Below are 17,352 nucleotides of genomic sequence, written 5' to 3'. Positions count from 1 at the left end.
GCAGCAAGCAGAGTCTTGCCGCAGGGCGAGTGAAAATTTACCCGCTATTGCTTTTTATGAAAAAGTTGGCTGGCCGTGTCACTGAGAATCTGGACCGCGCCACGATCCCCTTTAACCATGGAGGCCATAAAGGATTTGGCCTGACTGAACGTGATATGTGGCGGCAGAGGCGCGACTTCCGGATCGGTTTTTACCTCCAGCAGTACAGGCCGGTCAGCGCTGAGCGCCCGTTGCCATGCACCTGCGAGCGCATCCGGATTATCCACATAGATCCCTGTCAATCCCAGGGATTCAGCGAACTCAGCATAGTTAACGTTCGGCAGTTGCTGGGTTGCTTCGAAGCGCGGATTACCCTCCATCACGCGCTGTTCCCAGGTCACCTGATTGAGGTCCTGATTATTGAATACACAAACAATCAGGCGCGGATCGGCCCATTGTTGCCAGTATTTCTGAATGGTGATCAGCTCAGCCATATTATTCATCTGCATCGCCCCGTCTCCCACCAGCGCCACAACCGGCTTGTGCGGATGGGCAAATTTGGCCGCAATCGCGTAGGGCACCGCCGCCCCCATACAGGCCAGGCCGCCGGACAGTGAGGCGCGCTGGCCCTGTTTTACACGATAGTCACGCGCAAACCAGTTGGCACAGGAGCCGGAATCGGAGGTCACAATGGCATCGTCCGGCAGTTGCGGCGACATTTCCCATACCACACGCTGCGGATTAACGGGATTGGCAGGAGCATGCGCTCGCGTTTCCATCAGTGTCCACCAGTCTTGTACCTGACGTGCAATATCCTCCTGCCAGCGACGATCGGTTTTGTGCTCCAGCAAAGGTAACAAAGCACGCAACGTTTCTGCGGCATCGCCGTGCAGATTCACTTCACAAGGATAACGCAGGCCCAGCATGGCAGGATCGATATCAATCTGTACTGCGCGTGCCTGACCTTCTTTCGGCAGAAATTCCGTCCAGGGAAAGCCGCTACCGATCATCAGCAGCGTGTCGCAGTGTTGCATCATTTCCCAGGAGGGCCCCGTGCCAAGTAAACCAATAGCGCCGGTCACAAAAGGGGCATCATCCGGCAGCACATCTTTACCTAACAACGCTTTTGCCACGCCCGCGCCCAACAGATTAGCCGCTTTCACCACTTCTGTCGCCGCATCGCGGGCACCAGAACCAATAAGAATGGCGACCTTTTTCCCGCTGTTCAGCACCTCCGCAGCACGTTGCAGATCATGGTCGTAAGGGACAACTTTGGGGCGCTGATAGCCGCTGCCAGAATGGGTAAAACCGTGAAGGTGCGGAGGCGCCTGCCAGTCTTCGTCCTGAATATCTTTCGGGACGATCACCACCGCCACGCCATTCTGTGCAATGGCAATACGAACGCCACGGTCAATCAGATGGCGGACCTGCGCAGGCGCGGAGGCTTCCTGCACAAAATTAGCCACGTCGGAAAAAATCCGGTCAAGGTTCATTTCCTGCTGATAACTGGCACCGCGAGCGGTCGCTTCCGCCTGCCCGGCAATGGCGAGAACCGGTGCGTGATCCATTTTGGCATCGTAGAGCCCGGTCAGAAGATGTGTCGCACCCGGGCCGCCCGTTGACAGACAAACGCCAAGCTCGCCGGTAAATTTGGCATGTCCGGCGGCCATAAAGGCGGCCATTTCTTCGTGACGGACCTGGATAAATTCAATGCCGTCACCCTGTTCGTTGGCACGCTGAATGGCCCCTAAAACACCGTTGATGCCATCGCCCGGATAGCCATAAATGCGCGTAACGCCCCACGCCTTGAGACGCTGGACAAAAAAATCACTGGTTTTGGTACTCATGGTCGCCTTCCCCTCTTAGTCCGTGCAGACTTAAAGGGTAGTCGATCAAAAAAATATCAACGGTCAGTGATGGATTTCGCGCCCAGGCGATGTGGCATTCGTACCTGTCATCGCGAAAAAGCGTTCTTACTGCGCGGGCTACTGGCTTCCGTATTCCATCGCGTTATGTTTGCCGATCAGTGAGCGCAGGGGCACACTGCTTTTCATGACCGGGGATTTGATCACGATGTAGCTGAAGTATTTATCAATGCCGATTTGGGCATCAAGCATCTTCTCAATCACGTCCTGGTAGTGCTCAATACTGCGGGTGATAAAGCGCAGAAGGTAATCGTAACCGCCGGTAATCAGATGGCACTCCATCAGCTCATCGACGTCACGCATCGCAGCTTCAAACTTCATAAAGTCTTCGCGGCGGTGTCCGTTAAGCGTGACTTCGGTAAAGACGGTGACGGAATCGGTAATTTTGGTGAGATTAACGTGCGCTTCATAGCCCGTGATGAATCCCGCCTGTTCCAGGCGCTTGACGCGTTGCAGGCAAGGGCTCGGGGAAAGCCCGACGGCATCGGCGAGATTAACGTTGCTGATACGGCCATCTTTTTGTAGTTGCACCAGAATATTGATATCGATGCGATCGAGTTTCATTAAGCCGTTCATAGCACCCCTCATTGTTTACCGCTGTACTGGACGTTCGTGACTACCCAGAAATACGCTGTGTACTCGCGCAAAGCGCACTTTTATTACTCCTTAAAATACGCCTTTTTAAAATAACAACTGCGCTACTTTTTTGTAACACAAAAAATCCCGGGCTTATCACGCTTTGCAAAAAATGCGCCAGCGTGACACCCGGTTGCGGCCTGGTGGACCGCATCCCGGGTGGCTGCCTTGTCAATGAGGGCCAGTGCTGTTACAAACGACCGGTCGCCCGCGCCAGCGCGATATCGAAAATATGCAGCGCCTCTTCAAGTTGCGAATCGGTGGTCACTAACGGTGCAAGGAAACGTATGGTATTGCGATGCAAGCCACATTTAATCAGCAGCAACCCTTCCTGACAGGCGCAGTCGAGGATCTTTTGCGTCAGTGCACTGTCGGGTTTGTGTGTGTCCACATCCAGAATCTCAACGGCCTGCATAAAACCTACGCCGCGCACATCGCCAATACAGGCATACTTGTCTGCCAGTTGACGCAGACGCTGATTCAGTTGCTCACCTAACTGACAAGAACGCGCCAGCAAATTTTCCTGCTCAAAGATATCCAGTACCGCGAGGGCCGCCGCACAGGCCAGCGCGTTACCGCCATAGGTCCCGCCCAGTCCGCCCGGCGCCGGGCTGTCCATGATCTCGGCTTTACCTACCACGCCCGAAATCGGCAACCCGCCTGCCAGACTCTTCGCCGTCGTGACTAAATCCGGTTTGATGCCAAGTTGCTGGAAGGCAAACATGGTGCCGGTACGGCCAAAGCCGCTCTGGATTTCATCACAGATCAACACAATGCCGTGCTGGGTGGTAATGCGGCGCAGGGCCTGCATAAACGCAGGACCGGCCGGTAAGAAGCCGCCATCGCCCTGCACCGGTTCAATGATAATGGCGGCCACGCGCTCCGGCAGAATCTGCACCGCAAACAGCTGCTCCAGCGCCTTCAGACAGTCGGCCTCCGTGACACCGTGCAACGGATTCGGGAACGGCAGACGATACACATCACTCGGGAACGGACCGAAATTCTGTTTGTACGGCGCAGACATGCCGGTCAGCGTGACGCCCAGCAAGGTACGACCGTGGAAGGCACCGTCAAAGGCGATAATGCCGGGACGTTGCGTATAAGCTCGCGCAATTTTTACCGCATTCTCGACGGCTTCTGCGCCGCTGGTGAAGAAAACACTTTTATAATGATCTTCACCGCCGACCAGCTTATTCAGGCGCTGTGCCAGTTCGATATAGCCGGGATAGGCCACAACCTGAAAACAGGCATGCGACACCAGGCCGAGCTGACGGGTCACGGCATTAACGACCGCAGGATGGTTATGACCGACGTTCAGTACGCCGATGCCGCCCACGAAATCCAGATAGCGGTTCCCTTCCACATCCCATACTTCGCTGCCTTTCGCGCGTTCGATCACCAGCGGATGTGCGGTAACGATGCCACGCGGCACATGGTGTTCTCGGACATCCAGCAACAGGCTGTTATCCGAATAAGTTTGCTGTTCTGCCAGGACATTCTGCATTTCTCTACCTCATCCACGTCGTGTTCGGTTGGCTTAAGTATCGCAATCTGTTGAGCGATGACGGTGCCGTAATTCCGCCAGTAGCGGCATTAAGTGTTAAAATCCCACAGGTTTCAGCAAGGAAATGTTGCCCCCAGCCCGTGGCAGGCCAGCGTGATAAATGCCCGTATTCCATGCGGTATCAACGCGTCGTTAAAGTCATAGGCCGCATGGTGCAGCGGCTTGCAGGGCGCGGAGCCGATCCACAGATAGGCGCCGGGTTTGGCCTGCAACATAAAAGCAAAATCTTCTGAGGTAAGCGCGGGCTGAGCCGCGAGGCGTGCCTGCATACCTGCGGCCTGCAGGGCGGCGAGTGCCTGAGTCGCTTCCGCATCACTGTTGATCGTGGCCGGGTAATAGCGCAGATAGTTCACCTCAGCCTGTAAGCCGTGCGCGGCCGCGATGTGTTCTGCCATCTGCCGCAGGCGTGATTCGATGATGTCCTGCGCCGCGGGATTAAAGGTGCGCACCGTACCGGTGATGTTGGCTTCCGCAGGGATCATATTGTGGGAGAAACCGCCCTGCATGCGCGTCACGGTCAGCAGAGCCGGTTCGCAGGGATCGAGTGCCCGTGGCACCAGCGTGTTGAGCTGGACCACCAGCTCGCTCAGCGCCAGCAGCGTGTCATGGGTCAGATGAGGCTGGGCAGCATGCCCGCCTGCGCCTTTGACGGTGATATCAAAACGGTCGGCTGCCGCCATAATCGGCCCCGGACGGGTTTGAATCTCCCCAAGCGGCAGCTCGGGCCAGTTATGCAGCGCATACACGGCATCGCAGGGAAAGCGTTCAAACAGGCCATCGTCGATCATAGCCTTCGCGCCCGCCAGCCCCTCTTCTGCCGGTTGAAAGATAAAACACACCGTACCGTCAAACGCAACGTCACGCGCCAGTTTCTCCGCTGCGCCCAGCAACATGGTCGTGTGGCCATCATGACCACAGGCATGGCTGCGGTTTTGTTGCAGGCTGGTCCAGGCAACCTCGCCTTTATCCTGCACAGGAAGCGCATCCATATCGGCACGCAACCCAATCATGCGCGAATTTGTGCCTTTCTTCAGTATGCCCACGACGCCGGTTTTACCGATGCCACGATGCACTTCAATGCCCAGATCGTGTAAAAAGCGGGCAACAATGTCGCTGGTACGCTGCTCCTGAAATCCCAGCTCCGGGTTACGGTGCAGATCCCGGCGCAACGCCACTAAATGATCCATCTTAATATCCTCGTGAACGATCGATAACGCCGTGCAGCGGCTCACCGCGCTGAAAACGCCGCAGGTTGGCCACCAGTGCGCTCACCGCGCTGTCGTTTTGTGTGCGACTGGCAATATGGGGCGTGAGCCAGATGGCGGGATGGGTCCAGAAAGCATGACCGGCAGGGAGCGGTTCCGGCTCCGTTACGTCAATCACCGCGGCCCGTAACTGACCGCTGTCCAGCGCGGTCAGCAAATCCTGTTCGTTAAGCTGCGGTCCGCGTCCGGCCTGCACCAGCGCGGCCCCGGCGGGCAACTGGCTGAACAGTCTGGCATTGAGCAGGCCCTCTGTGCTGGGCGTCAGTGGTAACAGGCACACCAGAATGTCGCTGCGAGCCAGAAACGCGGGCAGCTGCGCGTCACCGTGCCAGCAGGCTGCGCCCGGTATCTGATGGGGCGTCCGGCTCCAGCCGCCGCAGTCAAAGCCTAATGTCTGAAGCTGGGTCAGTGCGGCGCGCCCCAGTTCGCCGAGTCCCATGATCCCTACGCGCCGTTCGCTGGCGGGCACGGCTGAATGCGCCTGCCACTGCTGCGCACGCTGTTGCTGGAAATAGCGCGGCATATCGCGATGCAGTCCCAGCACGGCGAAGGTAATGTATTCCACCATGCCCTGCGTCAGCCCGGGCTCAATCATCCTCACTAACGGCAGGTGCGCAGGAAGCGCGGACAGATCGAACTGTTCCGCCCCGGCACCGACAGAAAACAGAATTTTCAGGTTGGGAAACCGGCGGGTCACATCGTCCGGCGGCACCCAGGCGATCACCGCCTCCACCTGCTCCGGCTCACCCGTTTCGGGCCAGAGATGTAAGTGGATATCCGGCGCATGCGCCGCCAGCCAGCGCTGCCAGTAAAGGCCGCGCTGGGGCTCCGATTTGTACACGATATGCATCAGGCCATCGCCTGGGTCATTAAGCCAAACGCCTGCATGCCCTGTGGTGCCCACACCTGGCCACGTACCATGGTGACCGGGGCATCCACATTGGCCAGTCCAAGACTTTCAAGCCAGCTGGCCATCGGCAGCGCGGCGTCGGTGTCCATGCGCAGATATTCCCCTTTCAGGCCCTGCATTAACGCGGCGGTCAGTGCCTGTGCCACCGGTAAACTGTCCGCGATCACCGGTCCGATCACCCAGCCGCGGCCAAAACGGCGCAGGCTGGCAAACCCGCGCGCCTGTTGTGCGTCGTCCTGCAAAATAACGGTCTGGTTATCGTTAATAAGATGCGCAATAAGTTCAGGGCGGTACAGCCCATGCGCCGCCTGGTCCATCTGCACCAGCCTGTCCTGGTCGTCGGCGGTTGCGGCAGACAGAGTTAACCCCGCCGGGATGGGCACGGCCGGCACGCTGCTCAGCGATGGCGTTTGGTACTGGAGAATGTTGCCGCAGGCCACAAAACCCAGTTTCTCGTAAAGGCCCTTGCCCATGTCGGTGGCGTGCAGACGTACGTTATAGCCGGGGACTTTTTCCAGCAGCGCCAGCATCAGCTGCTTGCCCAGTCCCCGGCCCTGATGCTGATTGGCCACAATGACCAGGCCAATGGTGGCGGCCTCGTCACCCCAGCGCCACAGAATCGCGCTGCCGATGACCTCGCCCTGCTCTTCAATCACTACGCCTTCGCCAAGCTGGATGCCGATCGCCCAGTCCTCGCGACGGTGCGGCCAGTTAAGTGCCTGGCTCATGGCGTGAACCTGCGGGATATCGTCTGAGGTCATGGTACGAATATGAAATGTCATTTTGCTTTCCTTACATCATGCCAGGTACATCAAGTGCGCTGCCGTCAGTGAAACGGCTGTAGCGATAAGGGGTCGGATCGACAACCGGCGTGGCGTCAGTTGCCAGCTCGGCGGCAAGGCGGCCCGCACCGGGGCCAATGCCAAAACCGTGGGCGCTGAAGCCCGCCGACAGCACCAGACCGGGCAGTTTTGCCACGGTGGAGATGACCGGAATCGCATCCGGGGTGCTGTCAATCATGCCGCCCCAGGCCTGGGCAACCTTCAGGTTGGCCAGGGCAGGAAACTCCCGGCGCATCGCTGCCAGGCCGTTTTCCACCACCGAGCGATCGGCGGCCGGATCGAGAATACGCATGCGCTCAAACGGCGAAACGCTATCCAGATCCCAGCGGCCCATGGCTTCAGGCCCATGGAAAAACGGTTTAATCCCCAGGTTCAGGGTAAGGTTTTTACGACGACTTTTGAATGTGGGATAAAACTGCTTCAGATAACGTAGACCCTGCGCGCCGGGCTCCAGTCTGCCGCGGCCGGAGACGGAAACCGTATAGCTGCCGTCGAGTTGTGGGCGACAGGCGAAACGTTCGGTATAAAACGGCACGGTAATGGCCTGCCGAATGGGCTGGGTGCGAAACGCGGTGCCAATCACGTTGCCAAGCGGCAGATCGAGACCGTGACGACGGCAAAACATCGAGGTCCATGCCCCGGCAGCACAGATCACACGGCTGGTCTTGATCAGGCCGCGTTCCGTAACGACGCCGCTGACACGGCCCGCCGTGATATCCAGCCCGCGCACGGCACACTGCTGAAAAACCTGCGCCCCGTTTTTCTGCGCCCCTATGACAATGCCGGGGGCGGCGAGTCGCGGCTCAGCAGCACCGTCCGTAGGCGCAGATACGCCGCCCAGCCAGTCAGTGGTACTGCCCGGCGTCATCGCTTTAGCCTGCCGGGCATTCAGAATATCGCTGCGCACGCCGTACTGCTTCGCCATCTGCCCCCACTTATCCCAGGCGGCAATATCCGCTTCATTGCGGGTGGCATACACCAGGCCGCTGCGGCGAAACCCCAGCTCTTCCCCGGTTTCCTGGCTCAGTTGTTCCCAGCCGCGCAGGGCTTCAATCACCAGTGGCAGTTCACGCTCGTCGCGATTCTGCTGGCGGCACCAGCCCCAGTTGCGGCTGGACTGTTCGGCCCCGACCAGGCCTTTTTCTATCAGCACCACTTTCAGGCCCTGCTTTGCCAGATACCAGGTTGCGGCTGCACCGGCGATACCGGCACCTATCACCACCACATCAGCAGCATCCGGGAAATCCGGGCTGTCCTGTACATATCGAATCGGTGCGGGCATGTCGTCACAACCTCGTCGTGTGTTGGGGCAACATGGCAATGGCGTGCTGCCCTGCCCCGGAATGGGGGGCGCTTGTTTACCGGTTATTCGGCTTTCAGGATCTCTTCGTGCTCGTCGAGCCAGCCCTGACGGAGTTCAGGCACGGCACGTTTCAGGCGTTCAAAATAGAGCTCGCGGGTCGGCTGCTCGTAATTTTCCCGCGCCAGTTGGGTGACGATAGCGCCATTGCGCATGACGACGATCTCATCGCACACCGCTCTGACGGCGTGCATATCGTGGCTGATAAAGATGACAGACAGCCCCAGTTCACGGCGCAGCTCACTGATCAGATCCAGTACCGCCGAGGCCACCACGGTATCGAGCGCCGAGGTTACCTCATCGCACAGAATGACATCCGGCTCTGCCGCCAGCGCGCGCGCCAGGTTCACGCGCTGCTTTTGTCCACCGGACAGCGACCAGGGACGGCGCGAGAGCACGGTACGTGGCAGCCTGACCAAATCCAGCAGTTGATACAGCCGGTTCTGCCGGGCGATGCCGCTCAGCCCATGAAACAGCGTCAGCGGGCGTGACAGAATTTGTTCCACACTGTGTGCAGGATTGAGCGCCGTATCCGCCATCTGGAAAACATACTGAATACGACGCAGTTCGTTATCCGTGCGCTTTTGCATCTGACCGGCCACCATGTGACCGTTAAACAGGATTTGCCCCTGACAGGCCGGGTTCAGGCCGGCGATAGCATGAGCCAGCGTGGTTTTGCCCGAGCCGGACTCACCGATAATGCCGATAGCCTGGCCTTTCCAGAGCGTAAGATTGATGTTTTCCAGAATGCGCACTTTGGGCAAACCATCACTGCCTTTGGGTCCGTAACCCGCAGACAGGTCGCGTACTTCCAGCAGCGGCAGCTCATTCGCCTTTGCCGGGCACCAGTTGCTGGGGCGTTCTTTCTGTTGCGCCGCCGCCATCAGCAGGCGCGTATAGTCCGACTGCGGTGCGCCTATCAGATGGGCCGTGGTGCCGTATTCGGCAATTTTTCCCTGCAGCAAAACCAGAATACGGTCGGCCATTTGTGCAACGACGGCCAGATCGTGGCTGACATAAATCGCCGTCACGCCACGCTGTTTGACCACGCGGCGGAAGGCTTTGAGCACTTCGACCTGCGTGGTGACATCCAGCGCGGTAGTAGGCTCATCAAGAATCACCACCTCCGGATCGCTAATCAGCGCCATGGCCGTCATTAAGCGCTGTAGCTGTCCGCCTGAAACCTGATGCGGAAAGCGATCGCCAATGGTGTCCGGATTCGGCAGCGCCAGCTCCCGAAACAGGCCCAGCGCTTTGGCTTTTGCCGCCTTGCGCGTCATCGTGCCGTGAATCACCACTGGCTCGATCACCTGGTCGATAATTTTCATGCCGGGGTTAAACGAGGCCGCCGCACTTTGCGCAATGTAGGCGACCTTATTTCCGCGGAAAAAGCGAAGTTCGGCAGGCGTCAGTGCCATGACGTTGGTGCCCGCGACGTGGATATTTCCCTCGGCGATCTTACAACCGTGGCGGGCATAGCCCATCAGCGCCATTGCGATGGTGGTTTTCCCCGAGCCGGATTCACCAATCAGCGCCAGGACTTCCCCCTTCTGCACGGTGAAGCGAATATCGGAGACGATATCCAGCTCATCGCCATTGTCGTTGTGCGCCGTTACGCGCAGCTTATCCACCGAAATCACAGGCATCGCCGTATGTGGTGTCACGTTCATGCCCCCTCCTTTGCCAGCGTCAGCGGACGCATGCTTTGCAGACTGTCAATAAACAGGTTTACGGCGATAGTAAGACTGGCAATCGCCAGGGCGGGCATCAACACCGCCGGCGAACCGTCAAACAGCCCCTGAATATTTTCGCGGACTAAGGTGCCCCAGTCGGCATACGGCGGCTGGACGCCCAACCCCAGGAAGCTCAGGCCGCTCAGCAGCAGGACGATGTACACAAAGCGCAGACCAAAATCGGCCAGCACCGGATGAACCATGTTCGGCAGAATATCGTGGATGGCGATGTACCAGCGGCTTTCGCCCCGCAGCCGGGAGGCGCGGACGTAATCCATATTGCGCAAACTACTGGCCAGCGCAAACGCAATGCGGAAGGCGCCCGGCCAGTAGGTGAACACCGCCGTGATCAGCAGCATCGGCAGTGAAGAACCAAATACCGCCACAATCATCAGCGCCAGAATTTTACCCGGCAGCACCAGCATCGCGTCGTTAATGCGACCCAAGAGCTCTTCCAGCCAGCGTCCGGTGACCGCCGCGATTAAGGCCAGCATCGTCCCAATCAGGCTGGCCAGAATGGCCGCGCCGAGTGCCAGGCCCAGCGAGAATTTCGCGCCGTACATAATGCGCGTGAGCATATCCCGCCCCAGATAATCGGTGCCCAACAGGTTTTCGGGGGTGAATCCGCCCATCAGCGGCCCGGAACCAATATCGTCGAGGCTGTGCGGTGCCCACCAGGTGCCAAACAGCGCGATGACCAGCCAGAACAGGGTCACGATCAGGCCCAGGCGACCTGATAACGACAGTGACTGAAAAATGCGCCAGGGAAGCAGAAGTTTCATCAGCTCCTCCATTTCGGGTTAAAGGCGATAGTGACAATATCCGCAGCCAGCAGCAGCAACAGATAACAGCCGGCAAACAGCATGACGCAGAGCTGCACGACGGGCAGATCGCGGTTACTGACCGCATCCACCATCTGGCTGGCCAGACCGGGATAGCTGAAGATGGTTTCAATGATGATGACGCCACCAAACAGATAAGAAAGGCTGAGGGAAATCGCGTTTGCAATCGGGCCAACGGCGTTAGGTAAGGCATGACGCAACACGGCGCGCATCGGGGAAACGCCTTTCAGCAACGCCATTTCCAGATACGGGCTGTCGAGCTGGTTAATGATGGCCGCACGCGTCATGCGCGCCATCTGGGCGACCAGGCCGCAACATAGCGTGATGACCGGCAATGCGTAGGCTTTGATATAGCTGGCGAAATCCATGTTGGGACTGCCCAGTGACATAGCCGAGACCCAGTGCAGCTTCACGGCGAAGATCAGCACCGCTACGGTCGCCACCAGAAATTCCGGTACGGCTACCGTGGCCATAGTGCCAATCACCAGCGCGCGATCCAGCTTCGAGCCGCGGTTCATCGCGGCGGCAATACCGATAATCAGCGCAAGCGGCACGCAGATGGCGGTGGTGGTCGCCGCCAGTTCAAACGTGGCCGGAAGCCGCTGTGCCACCAGCTGTGCCACCGGCAGATGACTGGCAAATGAGGTGCCAAAATTCCCTGTCAGCATGCCGCCGAGCCAGGTGAAATAGCGCACCAGCAGCGGCTGATCTAAGCCCAGTTGCTGACGCAGGGCCGCCACGGTTTCGGGTGTGGCGTTTTGCCCCAGGATCATTTGCGCCGCATCGCCCGGCAGCAGGCTGGTGATAAAGAACACCACCGCTGAGACGATAAGCAAGGTCAGGATGCCGGCGCCAATGCGCCGGGCAATCAGGAACATCATGTATCGGTTCATCGGCGAACTCCTCTTACAGACGCGTGATCAGGCAGACAGCCAGGCAAACTCGTGGAAGCGATAGCCCATCAACATGCCTGACGGCCAGGCTTCCAGCCCTTTCAACTTTTTGCTGTAACCATCCATCGAGCTGATAAAGGCAGGAATCAGCGTGCCGCAGTGGTCATAGATCAGGGTTTGCATATCGCCGTACATCTGCTTGCGTTTGGCTTTATCCCGTTCGCCACGCGCCGCAATCACCAGCTGATCGAACTGTTCATTTTTCCAGCCGCATTCGTTGTTCGGTGCGCTGGAGAGATAAAACTGTGAGAACAGCATATCCAGTGTTGGCCGCGGGTTGATGGAGCCATAACCAATGGGATCTTTCATCCAGTGGGTCCCCCAGTAGCCTTCATACGGCACACGACGCACGTTGACGTTCAGTCCGACGTTGCGACCTACCTGCTGAATCAGCTGCGCGCCTTCGGTTGCGCCTTCCAGCGGCGGCGTCGTAACAATCTCAATGGTTTGCCCGCTCATGCCGGCTTTGTTGATATAAAACTTCGCTTTTTCCGGATCCAACGGACGGGGTTTGAGATCGGCGTTGTACAGCGGGTGCCACGGCGGCACCGGCGTGTCGTTGCTGACGTCGCCAAAGCCCTGCAACACGGTTTTCACCACGATCTCTCGGGGTTGCAGATATTTCATCGCCAGCACGAAATCCGGATTGCTGCCGGGTTTAATGTCGGTGCGGATAATCAGGTTGGTGTACATGCCGCCCTTGGTTTCAAGCACCGCATGATCCGGTGTACGGCTGATGCGCATACTGTCCGAGGCTTTCAGCCCTGAAGCCACCTGAATATCGCCTGATAACAGAGCATTGACGCGGGCCGCCTGATCGGTCACGCCGAGCAGCTCCACCTGGTCCAGATGCGGCAGCCCCGGTTTAAAATAGTTGGGATTTTTCGTGCCAAGCGTACTGACGCCAGGCGTAAAGCTTTTGCAGACAAACGGCCCTGTGCCGATACCTTTGCTGAAATCTTTGGTGCCGTCCTGCACGATCAGGAAGGGCGACGTTGCGAGCATATAGGGAACGTCAAAGTTAGGTGCCACCAGAATAAGCTGCACTTCATTGTCGTTGACGGCGTTGATGGTTTTGAACTGCTCAGCCAGCTTGAAAGCGCTGGACGCGACGGCCGGATCTTTATGGCGGCTCAGTGAATAAACCACGTCTTTGGACGTAAACGGCTTACCATCATGGAAGGTCACGCCTTTACGCAGCTTAATGCTCCAGGTGACGCCATCGTCAGAGTCGATGGATTCCGCCAGCGCAGGTTTCACCGTCAGGGTTTTATCCACCTCTGTCAGACCGCTGTAGAACATAAACTGGCGCGTAAAGTCGGCGCTGTTATTGCCTTTCGCCGGGTCCAGCGTGTCAGTCGCCGACGCATTGGACATGCCCACACGGATTTTGCCGCCCTGAGTCGGTTTCTCCTCTGCCAGCGCCATGCCAGGGAAGCCGATCAGCCCGGTGCTCATCGCGGCCCCGGCTGAAAGCAATTTCATCAGACTGCGGCGGGACAGCGTACCTTCAGTGATCATCCGCGTCAGAGCAGGATTGGTTACGTCAGATTCTTTATTATCGATTTTACTCATCTGTACACCCTCATTACATTTTCAAGCGAACGGTGAAATTCCCTGCGTTAATCAGACGGCACATGCTGTGTGGCGCGCACCGCGAAGGCGATGATCCGGTCATGATGTTTCGACCCGACAATGCCCCGGCGGCCTGAAAAACAATGTGAAGTTATGAAAGGCGATCCTTTGCTTTGTAGTAGAGCCCGGCGAGAGGCAGGAACCACGGTTTTCCGTGATAACCCGGTAGTGCAGGCCATGTCTCGCGCTGCCAGGGGTTATCGCGGGATTTCTCACTCAACAGATCGGCCATGACCCGGCCCATCCATACCGACATCTGCGTGCCATGCCCGCTGTAACCCAGCGAGTAAAACACACCGTCCTGTTCGCCTGCGTGCGGCAGGCGATCGGCGCTCATATCCACCATGCCGCCCCAGCAGTAGTCGATCTGCGTATGGCGCAGTCTGGGGAACATACTGGCCATGGCGGCGTGCAGGATGTCCCCGCTGCGGGAGTCTGACGTTGGGTTACTGATGGCGAAGCGTGCCCGGCCACCGAACACCAGACGGCTGTCCGCGGTGGTCCGGAAGTAGTTGCCGATGTTCATGGACGTCACATAGTTACGTCTATGCGGCAGCAAGCCGGTAAGCAGCGCCCTATCCAGCGGCTCGGTCACCACGATAAAGCTGCCTACCGGCACAATACGGCGCTGGAACCACGGGAACGGACCGTCACTGGAACAGCCCGTCGCCATCAGCACTTTATCGGCCAGAATGTCACCTTTGCTGGTCACCACCCGATGGCGGTAGCCGTCAAGCCGTTCCAGCTTCGTAACATGATGGTGCGTATAAATTTTTGCCCCACTGCGGGCCGCGACTTCGGCCAGGCCGACGCCAAATTTGCCCATGTGCATCTGGCCGCCGTGATGCTGTAGCAGGCCGCCATGAAAGTCGCCGCCGTCGATCTCCTGCGCAATCTCTGACTGACTGAGCAGTTCCACATCCGGATCCACCGTACGGCGCATCAGTTCCCAGGCCTCACGCAGGCCAGAGAAGTGCGACGCCTTACTGGCCAGTTTGAGCTTGCCGCACAGACGAAAGTCACAGTCAATCTGCTCGTCTTTAATCAACTGCCCGACATAGGTCACGGCATCATCGAATGCCTTATAGAACCGACTGGCCTGCTCAAGCCCCTGGCTGGCCACCAGTGAAGCAAAGTTTTGCGCCACGCCGGTGTTGCAGTGACCGCCATTACGGGCGGAGGCCTGACTCATCACCTCCCCGCTGTCCAGCACCACCACATTGATCCCACTGCGCGCCAGCGATAAGGCCGCCGAAACACCGGTAAAGCCCGCCCCGATCACCACCACATCCGCGTGGGCGGGTAACGGACCGCTGGCGGCCGCGCGAAACGCCGGTGCGGTCGCCTGCCAGTACGATTCCAGTTTCATGACGCTGTCCTCACAGACCCACGACGCCGGGCAGGCCGCCAATGTCTTTGATTTCGGTGTATTGGTAATAGGGGTTAGCCGGTTCGTGGCCACGGTTGACCCAGACCTTGTGTTTAATGCCAAGATCGTGCGCCGTCATCAGGTCATAGCGGAAACTGGAGGAGACATGCAGAATTTCGTCCGGACGGCAGTCCAGTTTCTCCAGCATGTATTCAAAGCCTTTCATCTGCGGTTTATACGCGCCCGCTTCTTCTGCGGTAATCGTCATGTGGATGGGCGCACCCAGACGGGGAATATGGTGCGGAATCAGATCCTTCATTGAATTGGTCAGCAGCACCAACGGGAAGGCTTCCGCCACTTTAGCTAACCCGGCAGGCACATCCGGATGCGGTCCCCAGGTGGCGCAGTCGGTGTAAATGTAATCGCTGTCTGCCTGCGTCCATGTCACGCCCCACTTTTTACAGGTGCGCTGAATCGCATTGCTGACCACATCGTAATAGGGTTTCCACGCGCCCAGCACTTCGTCCAGGCGATAGCTGGAAAAGTCGGTCACAAAGGCCGCCATGTCTTTCGCGTCGACGCGATCGTGAAAACAGCGTTTTGCCGCACCGGCCATATCAAAAAAGATCAGCGTGCCATAGCAATCAAACGTGATGAATTTGGGTTTAAACAGTGCCATTACATTAACCTCGTTATTGTCTGGTTAGGTGCTTAAAAATCGATAAGGACGCTTTTCTGGCGCTGGCAGGCCTGGAACGCCTGACGACCCAAATCTTTGCCGATGCCGGACCCCATGAACCCTCCGGTAGGAATAATGAAATCGCCGGACCGCCCGTAGCGGTTGACCCATACCGTGCCGGAAGCGATTCCCCGTATCGCACGCATCGCACGTGGCAGGCTCAGCGTGTGCACCCCGGCGCACAGGCCATAGGTCTCATGTGCCGCCAGCGCCAGCCCTTCGTCTTCGCTGTCGAACGTCTGAATTGTCAGCACAGGCCCGAAGATTTCCTGCTGCACTGCCGGATTATCCTGTTTCACCTGCGTCAGCAGCGTAGGTTGCCAGAACCAGCCCTCGTCGGTATCCGCGAAGCGGTCACCGCCCACCAGCACGTCTGCGCCCTGGGCTTTCGCCGCCTCAATCACGGACTGCACTTTGTTGCCCTGACGCGCATCAATCAGCGGGGCATAGCGGCTGGTCTCCTGCCAGGTCACGCCAGGCCGGACCTCACGACACAGCGCCGCCAGCCGTTCCGTCAGCGCATCGGCAATACCGCGCTGCACAATCAGGCGCGTCCCGGCAACGCAGGCCTGGCCGCCGTTGGCGGTAAAGCCACGCAGAATACGTTGTGCCAGCACCTCAATCTCGCCCGCATCATCAAACACCAGTTGGGGGCTTTTGCCGCCTAACTCCAGCGTGACGGGCTTCATGCCAAACTGGGCCGCATCACTCATAATGCGCGCGCCTGTCACAGTGGAGCCGGTAAAGGAGACTTTGCGCACCAGGGGATGCCTGACCAGGGCGCTGCCGGTCACCGCACCGCTGCCCTGCACAATATTCAGAATGCCCGCCGGTAACCCGGCCTGCACCGCCAGCTCGGCCATACGCACGGTGGACAGCGGCGTCAGCTCTGAGGGTTTAAGCACTACCGCATTGCCTGCGGCCAGCGCAGGTCCGCATTTCCATGAAGCCATGGACAGCGGGAAGTTCCACGGCGTGATCGCCCCGATAACGCCATAGGGCTCCGCAATCAACATGCCCAGGCTACTGTCGCGTGTCGGAAACAGATCGCCGCTGTATTTGTCGGCGCACTCGGCATAGAAGCGAATGGCTTCGGCAGTAAAGGGAATTTCATGTTGCACGACATCGGTAATCGGACGGGTTGAGCCAAGGGCTTCAAGCTGCGCCAGCAGGGGATCTTGTTCGATTAAGTCTGCCCAGCGGCGCAATACCCGGCCACGTTCACGCGGTGCACATCCTGACCAGCCGCTGGTTTTCAATGCCTGATGTGCCGTCATGACGGCATGGTCAACATCCTCTGCCTGGGCTTCGCGCAGCGTGGCAAACACCTTGCCATCAGACGGGCGTTTAACGGCAAAAGCGTCGCCCTGTGTCTGTACATGTTTTCCGCCAATATAGTGACCAGGCGGGAGTTGCACGCTTTCCGGGTCGAAACTCAACATGAAAGAATCCTTATTTGTTACACCCATCACATGCTGGATGAATTAATTTCTGGCAATGCTTTTCGGCACGCTTTATTAGGTAATGCAGAAAGTATGCCAGCCGTTAAAAAAATAAAAATGCGTTTAAAACCGCCCAAAAAAATTTTTGTGCCGTATTC

General features: G+C 58.2%; 14 protein-coding genes. All 14 read right to left on the bottom strand.

Going from position 1 to position 17,352, the window contains the following annotated elements; translation table 11 throughout:
* Nucleotides 1-44: 44 nt before the first annotated feature.
* Nucleotides 45-1,826, bottom strand: a complete 1,782-nt coding sequence (locus GC090_RS07855) for a thiamine pyrophosphate-requiring protein (protein WP_324021292.1) — start codon at nucleotides 1,824-1,826, stop codon at nucleotides 45-47.
* 138 nt (nucleotides 1,827-1,964) lie between these two features.
* Entirely contained in the window at nucleotides 1,965-2,480 is a 516-nt protein-coding gene (locus GC090_RS07850) for an Lrp/AsnC family transcriptional regulator (protein ID WP_033740352.1), read from the bottom strand.
* 250 nt (nucleotides 2,481-2,730) lie between these two features.
* Nucleotides 2,731-4,044 carry a 4-aminobutyrate--2-oxoglutarate transaminase gene (gene gabT, locus GC090_RS07845; protein ID WP_033740353.1) on the bottom strand — a complete coding sequence of 438 codons (1,314 nt, stop codon included), beginning with the start codon at nucleotides 4,042-4,044 and terminating at the stop codon, nucleotides 2,731-2,733.
* A 113-nt stretch (nucleotides 4,045-4,157) separates the two neighbouring features.
* A complete protein-coding gene (locus GC090_RS07840; RefSeq protein ID WP_205952017.1) occupies nucleotides 4,158-5,291 on the bottom strand; it encodes a M20 aminoacylase family protein in 1,134 nt (377 codons plus the stop codon).
* A gap of 1 nt (nucleotide 5,292) precedes the next feature.
* A complete protein-coding gene (locus GC090_RS07835; RefSeq protein WP_058701625.1) occupies nucleotides 5,293-6,219 on the bottom strand; it encodes a 2-hydroxyacid dehydrogenase in 927 nt (308 codons plus the stop codon).
* Nucleotides 6,219-7,061 (bottom strand): GNAT family N-acetyltransferase, encoded by an 843-nt coding sequence (locus GC090_RS07830; RefSeq protein ID WP_039338046.1) that lies wholly within the window; start codon nucleotides 7,059-7,061, stop codon nucleotides 6,219-6,221. The genes GC090_RS07835 and GC090_RS07830 overlap by 1 nt, the downstream gene beginning before the upstream one ends.
* Nucleotides 7,062-7,071: 10 nt before the next feature.
* Nucleotides 7,072-8,403 carry an NAD(P)/FAD-dependent oxidoreductase gene (locus GC090_RS07825; protein ID WP_324021289.1) on the bottom strand — a complete coding sequence of 444 codons (1,332 nt, stop codon included), beginning with the start codon at nucleotides 8,401-8,403 and terminating at the stop codon, nucleotides 7,072-7,074.
* 83 nt (nucleotides 8,404-8,486) lie between these two features.
* Nucleotides 8,487-10,151: an ABC transporter ATP-binding protein gene (locus GC090_RS07820; protein ID WP_110268287.1), complete on the bottom strand. Its 1,665-nt coding sequence runs from the start codon at nucleotides 10,149-10,151 to the stop codon at nucleotides 8,487-8,489.
* The gene (locus tag GC090_RS07815) at nucleotides 10,148-10,996 is read right to left on the bottom strand and encodes an ABC transporter permease (protein ID WP_006119653.1); all 849 of its coding nucleotides are present in this window, start codon (nucleotides 10,994-10,996) and stop codon (nucleotides 10,148-10,150) included. The genes GC090_RS07820 and GC090_RS07815 overlap by 4 nt, the downstream gene beginning before the upstream one ends.
* Nucleotides 10,996-11,949, bottom strand: a complete 954-nt coding sequence (locus GC090_RS07810; protein WP_039338049.1) for an ABC transporter permease — start codon at nucleotides 11,947-11,949, stop codon at nucleotides 10,996-10,998. The genes GC090_RS07815 and GC090_RS07810 overlap by 1 nt, the downstream gene beginning before the upstream one ends.
* A 27-nt stretch (nucleotides 11,950-11,976) precedes the next feature.
* Complete coding sequence (locus GC090_RS07805; protein WP_039338050.1) at nucleotides 11,977-13,584, bottom strand: ABC transporter substrate-binding protein; 1,608 nt, start codon at nucleotides 13,582-13,584, stop codon at nucleotides 11,977-11,979.
* Nucleotides 13,585-13,735: 151 nt separating this feature from the next.
* Entirely contained in the window at nucleotides 13,736-15,013 is a 1,278-nt protein-coding gene (locus GC090_RS07800) for an NAD(P)/FAD-dependent oxidoreductase (RefSeq protein ID WP_324021287.1), read from the bottom strand.
* A 10-nt stretch (nucleotides 15,014-15,023) separates the two neighbouring features.
* On the bottom strand, nucleotides 15,024-15,692 hold the full coding sequence (locus GC090_RS07795) for a haloacid dehalogenase type II (protein ID WP_039338052.1): 669 nt from the start codon (nucleotides 15,690-15,692) through the stop codon (nucleotides 15,024-15,026).
* Nucleotides 15,693-15,724: 32 nt separating this feature from the next.
* Entirely contained in the window at nucleotides 15,725-17,194 is a 1,470-nt protein-coding gene (locus tag GC090_RS07790; protein WP_033740361.1) for an aldehyde dehydrogenase family protein, read from the bottom strand.
* Nucleotides 17,195-17,352 lie beyond the last annotated feature (158 nt).

This window comes from Pantoea sp. JZ29 (assembly GCF_035190385.1).
GTDB classification, from domain to species: Bacteria; Pseudomonadota; Gammaproteobacteria; order Enterobacterales; family Enterobacteriaceae; genus Pantoea; species Pantoea stewartii.
This window is presented reverse-complemented; position numbering and strand designations above follow the sequence as displayed.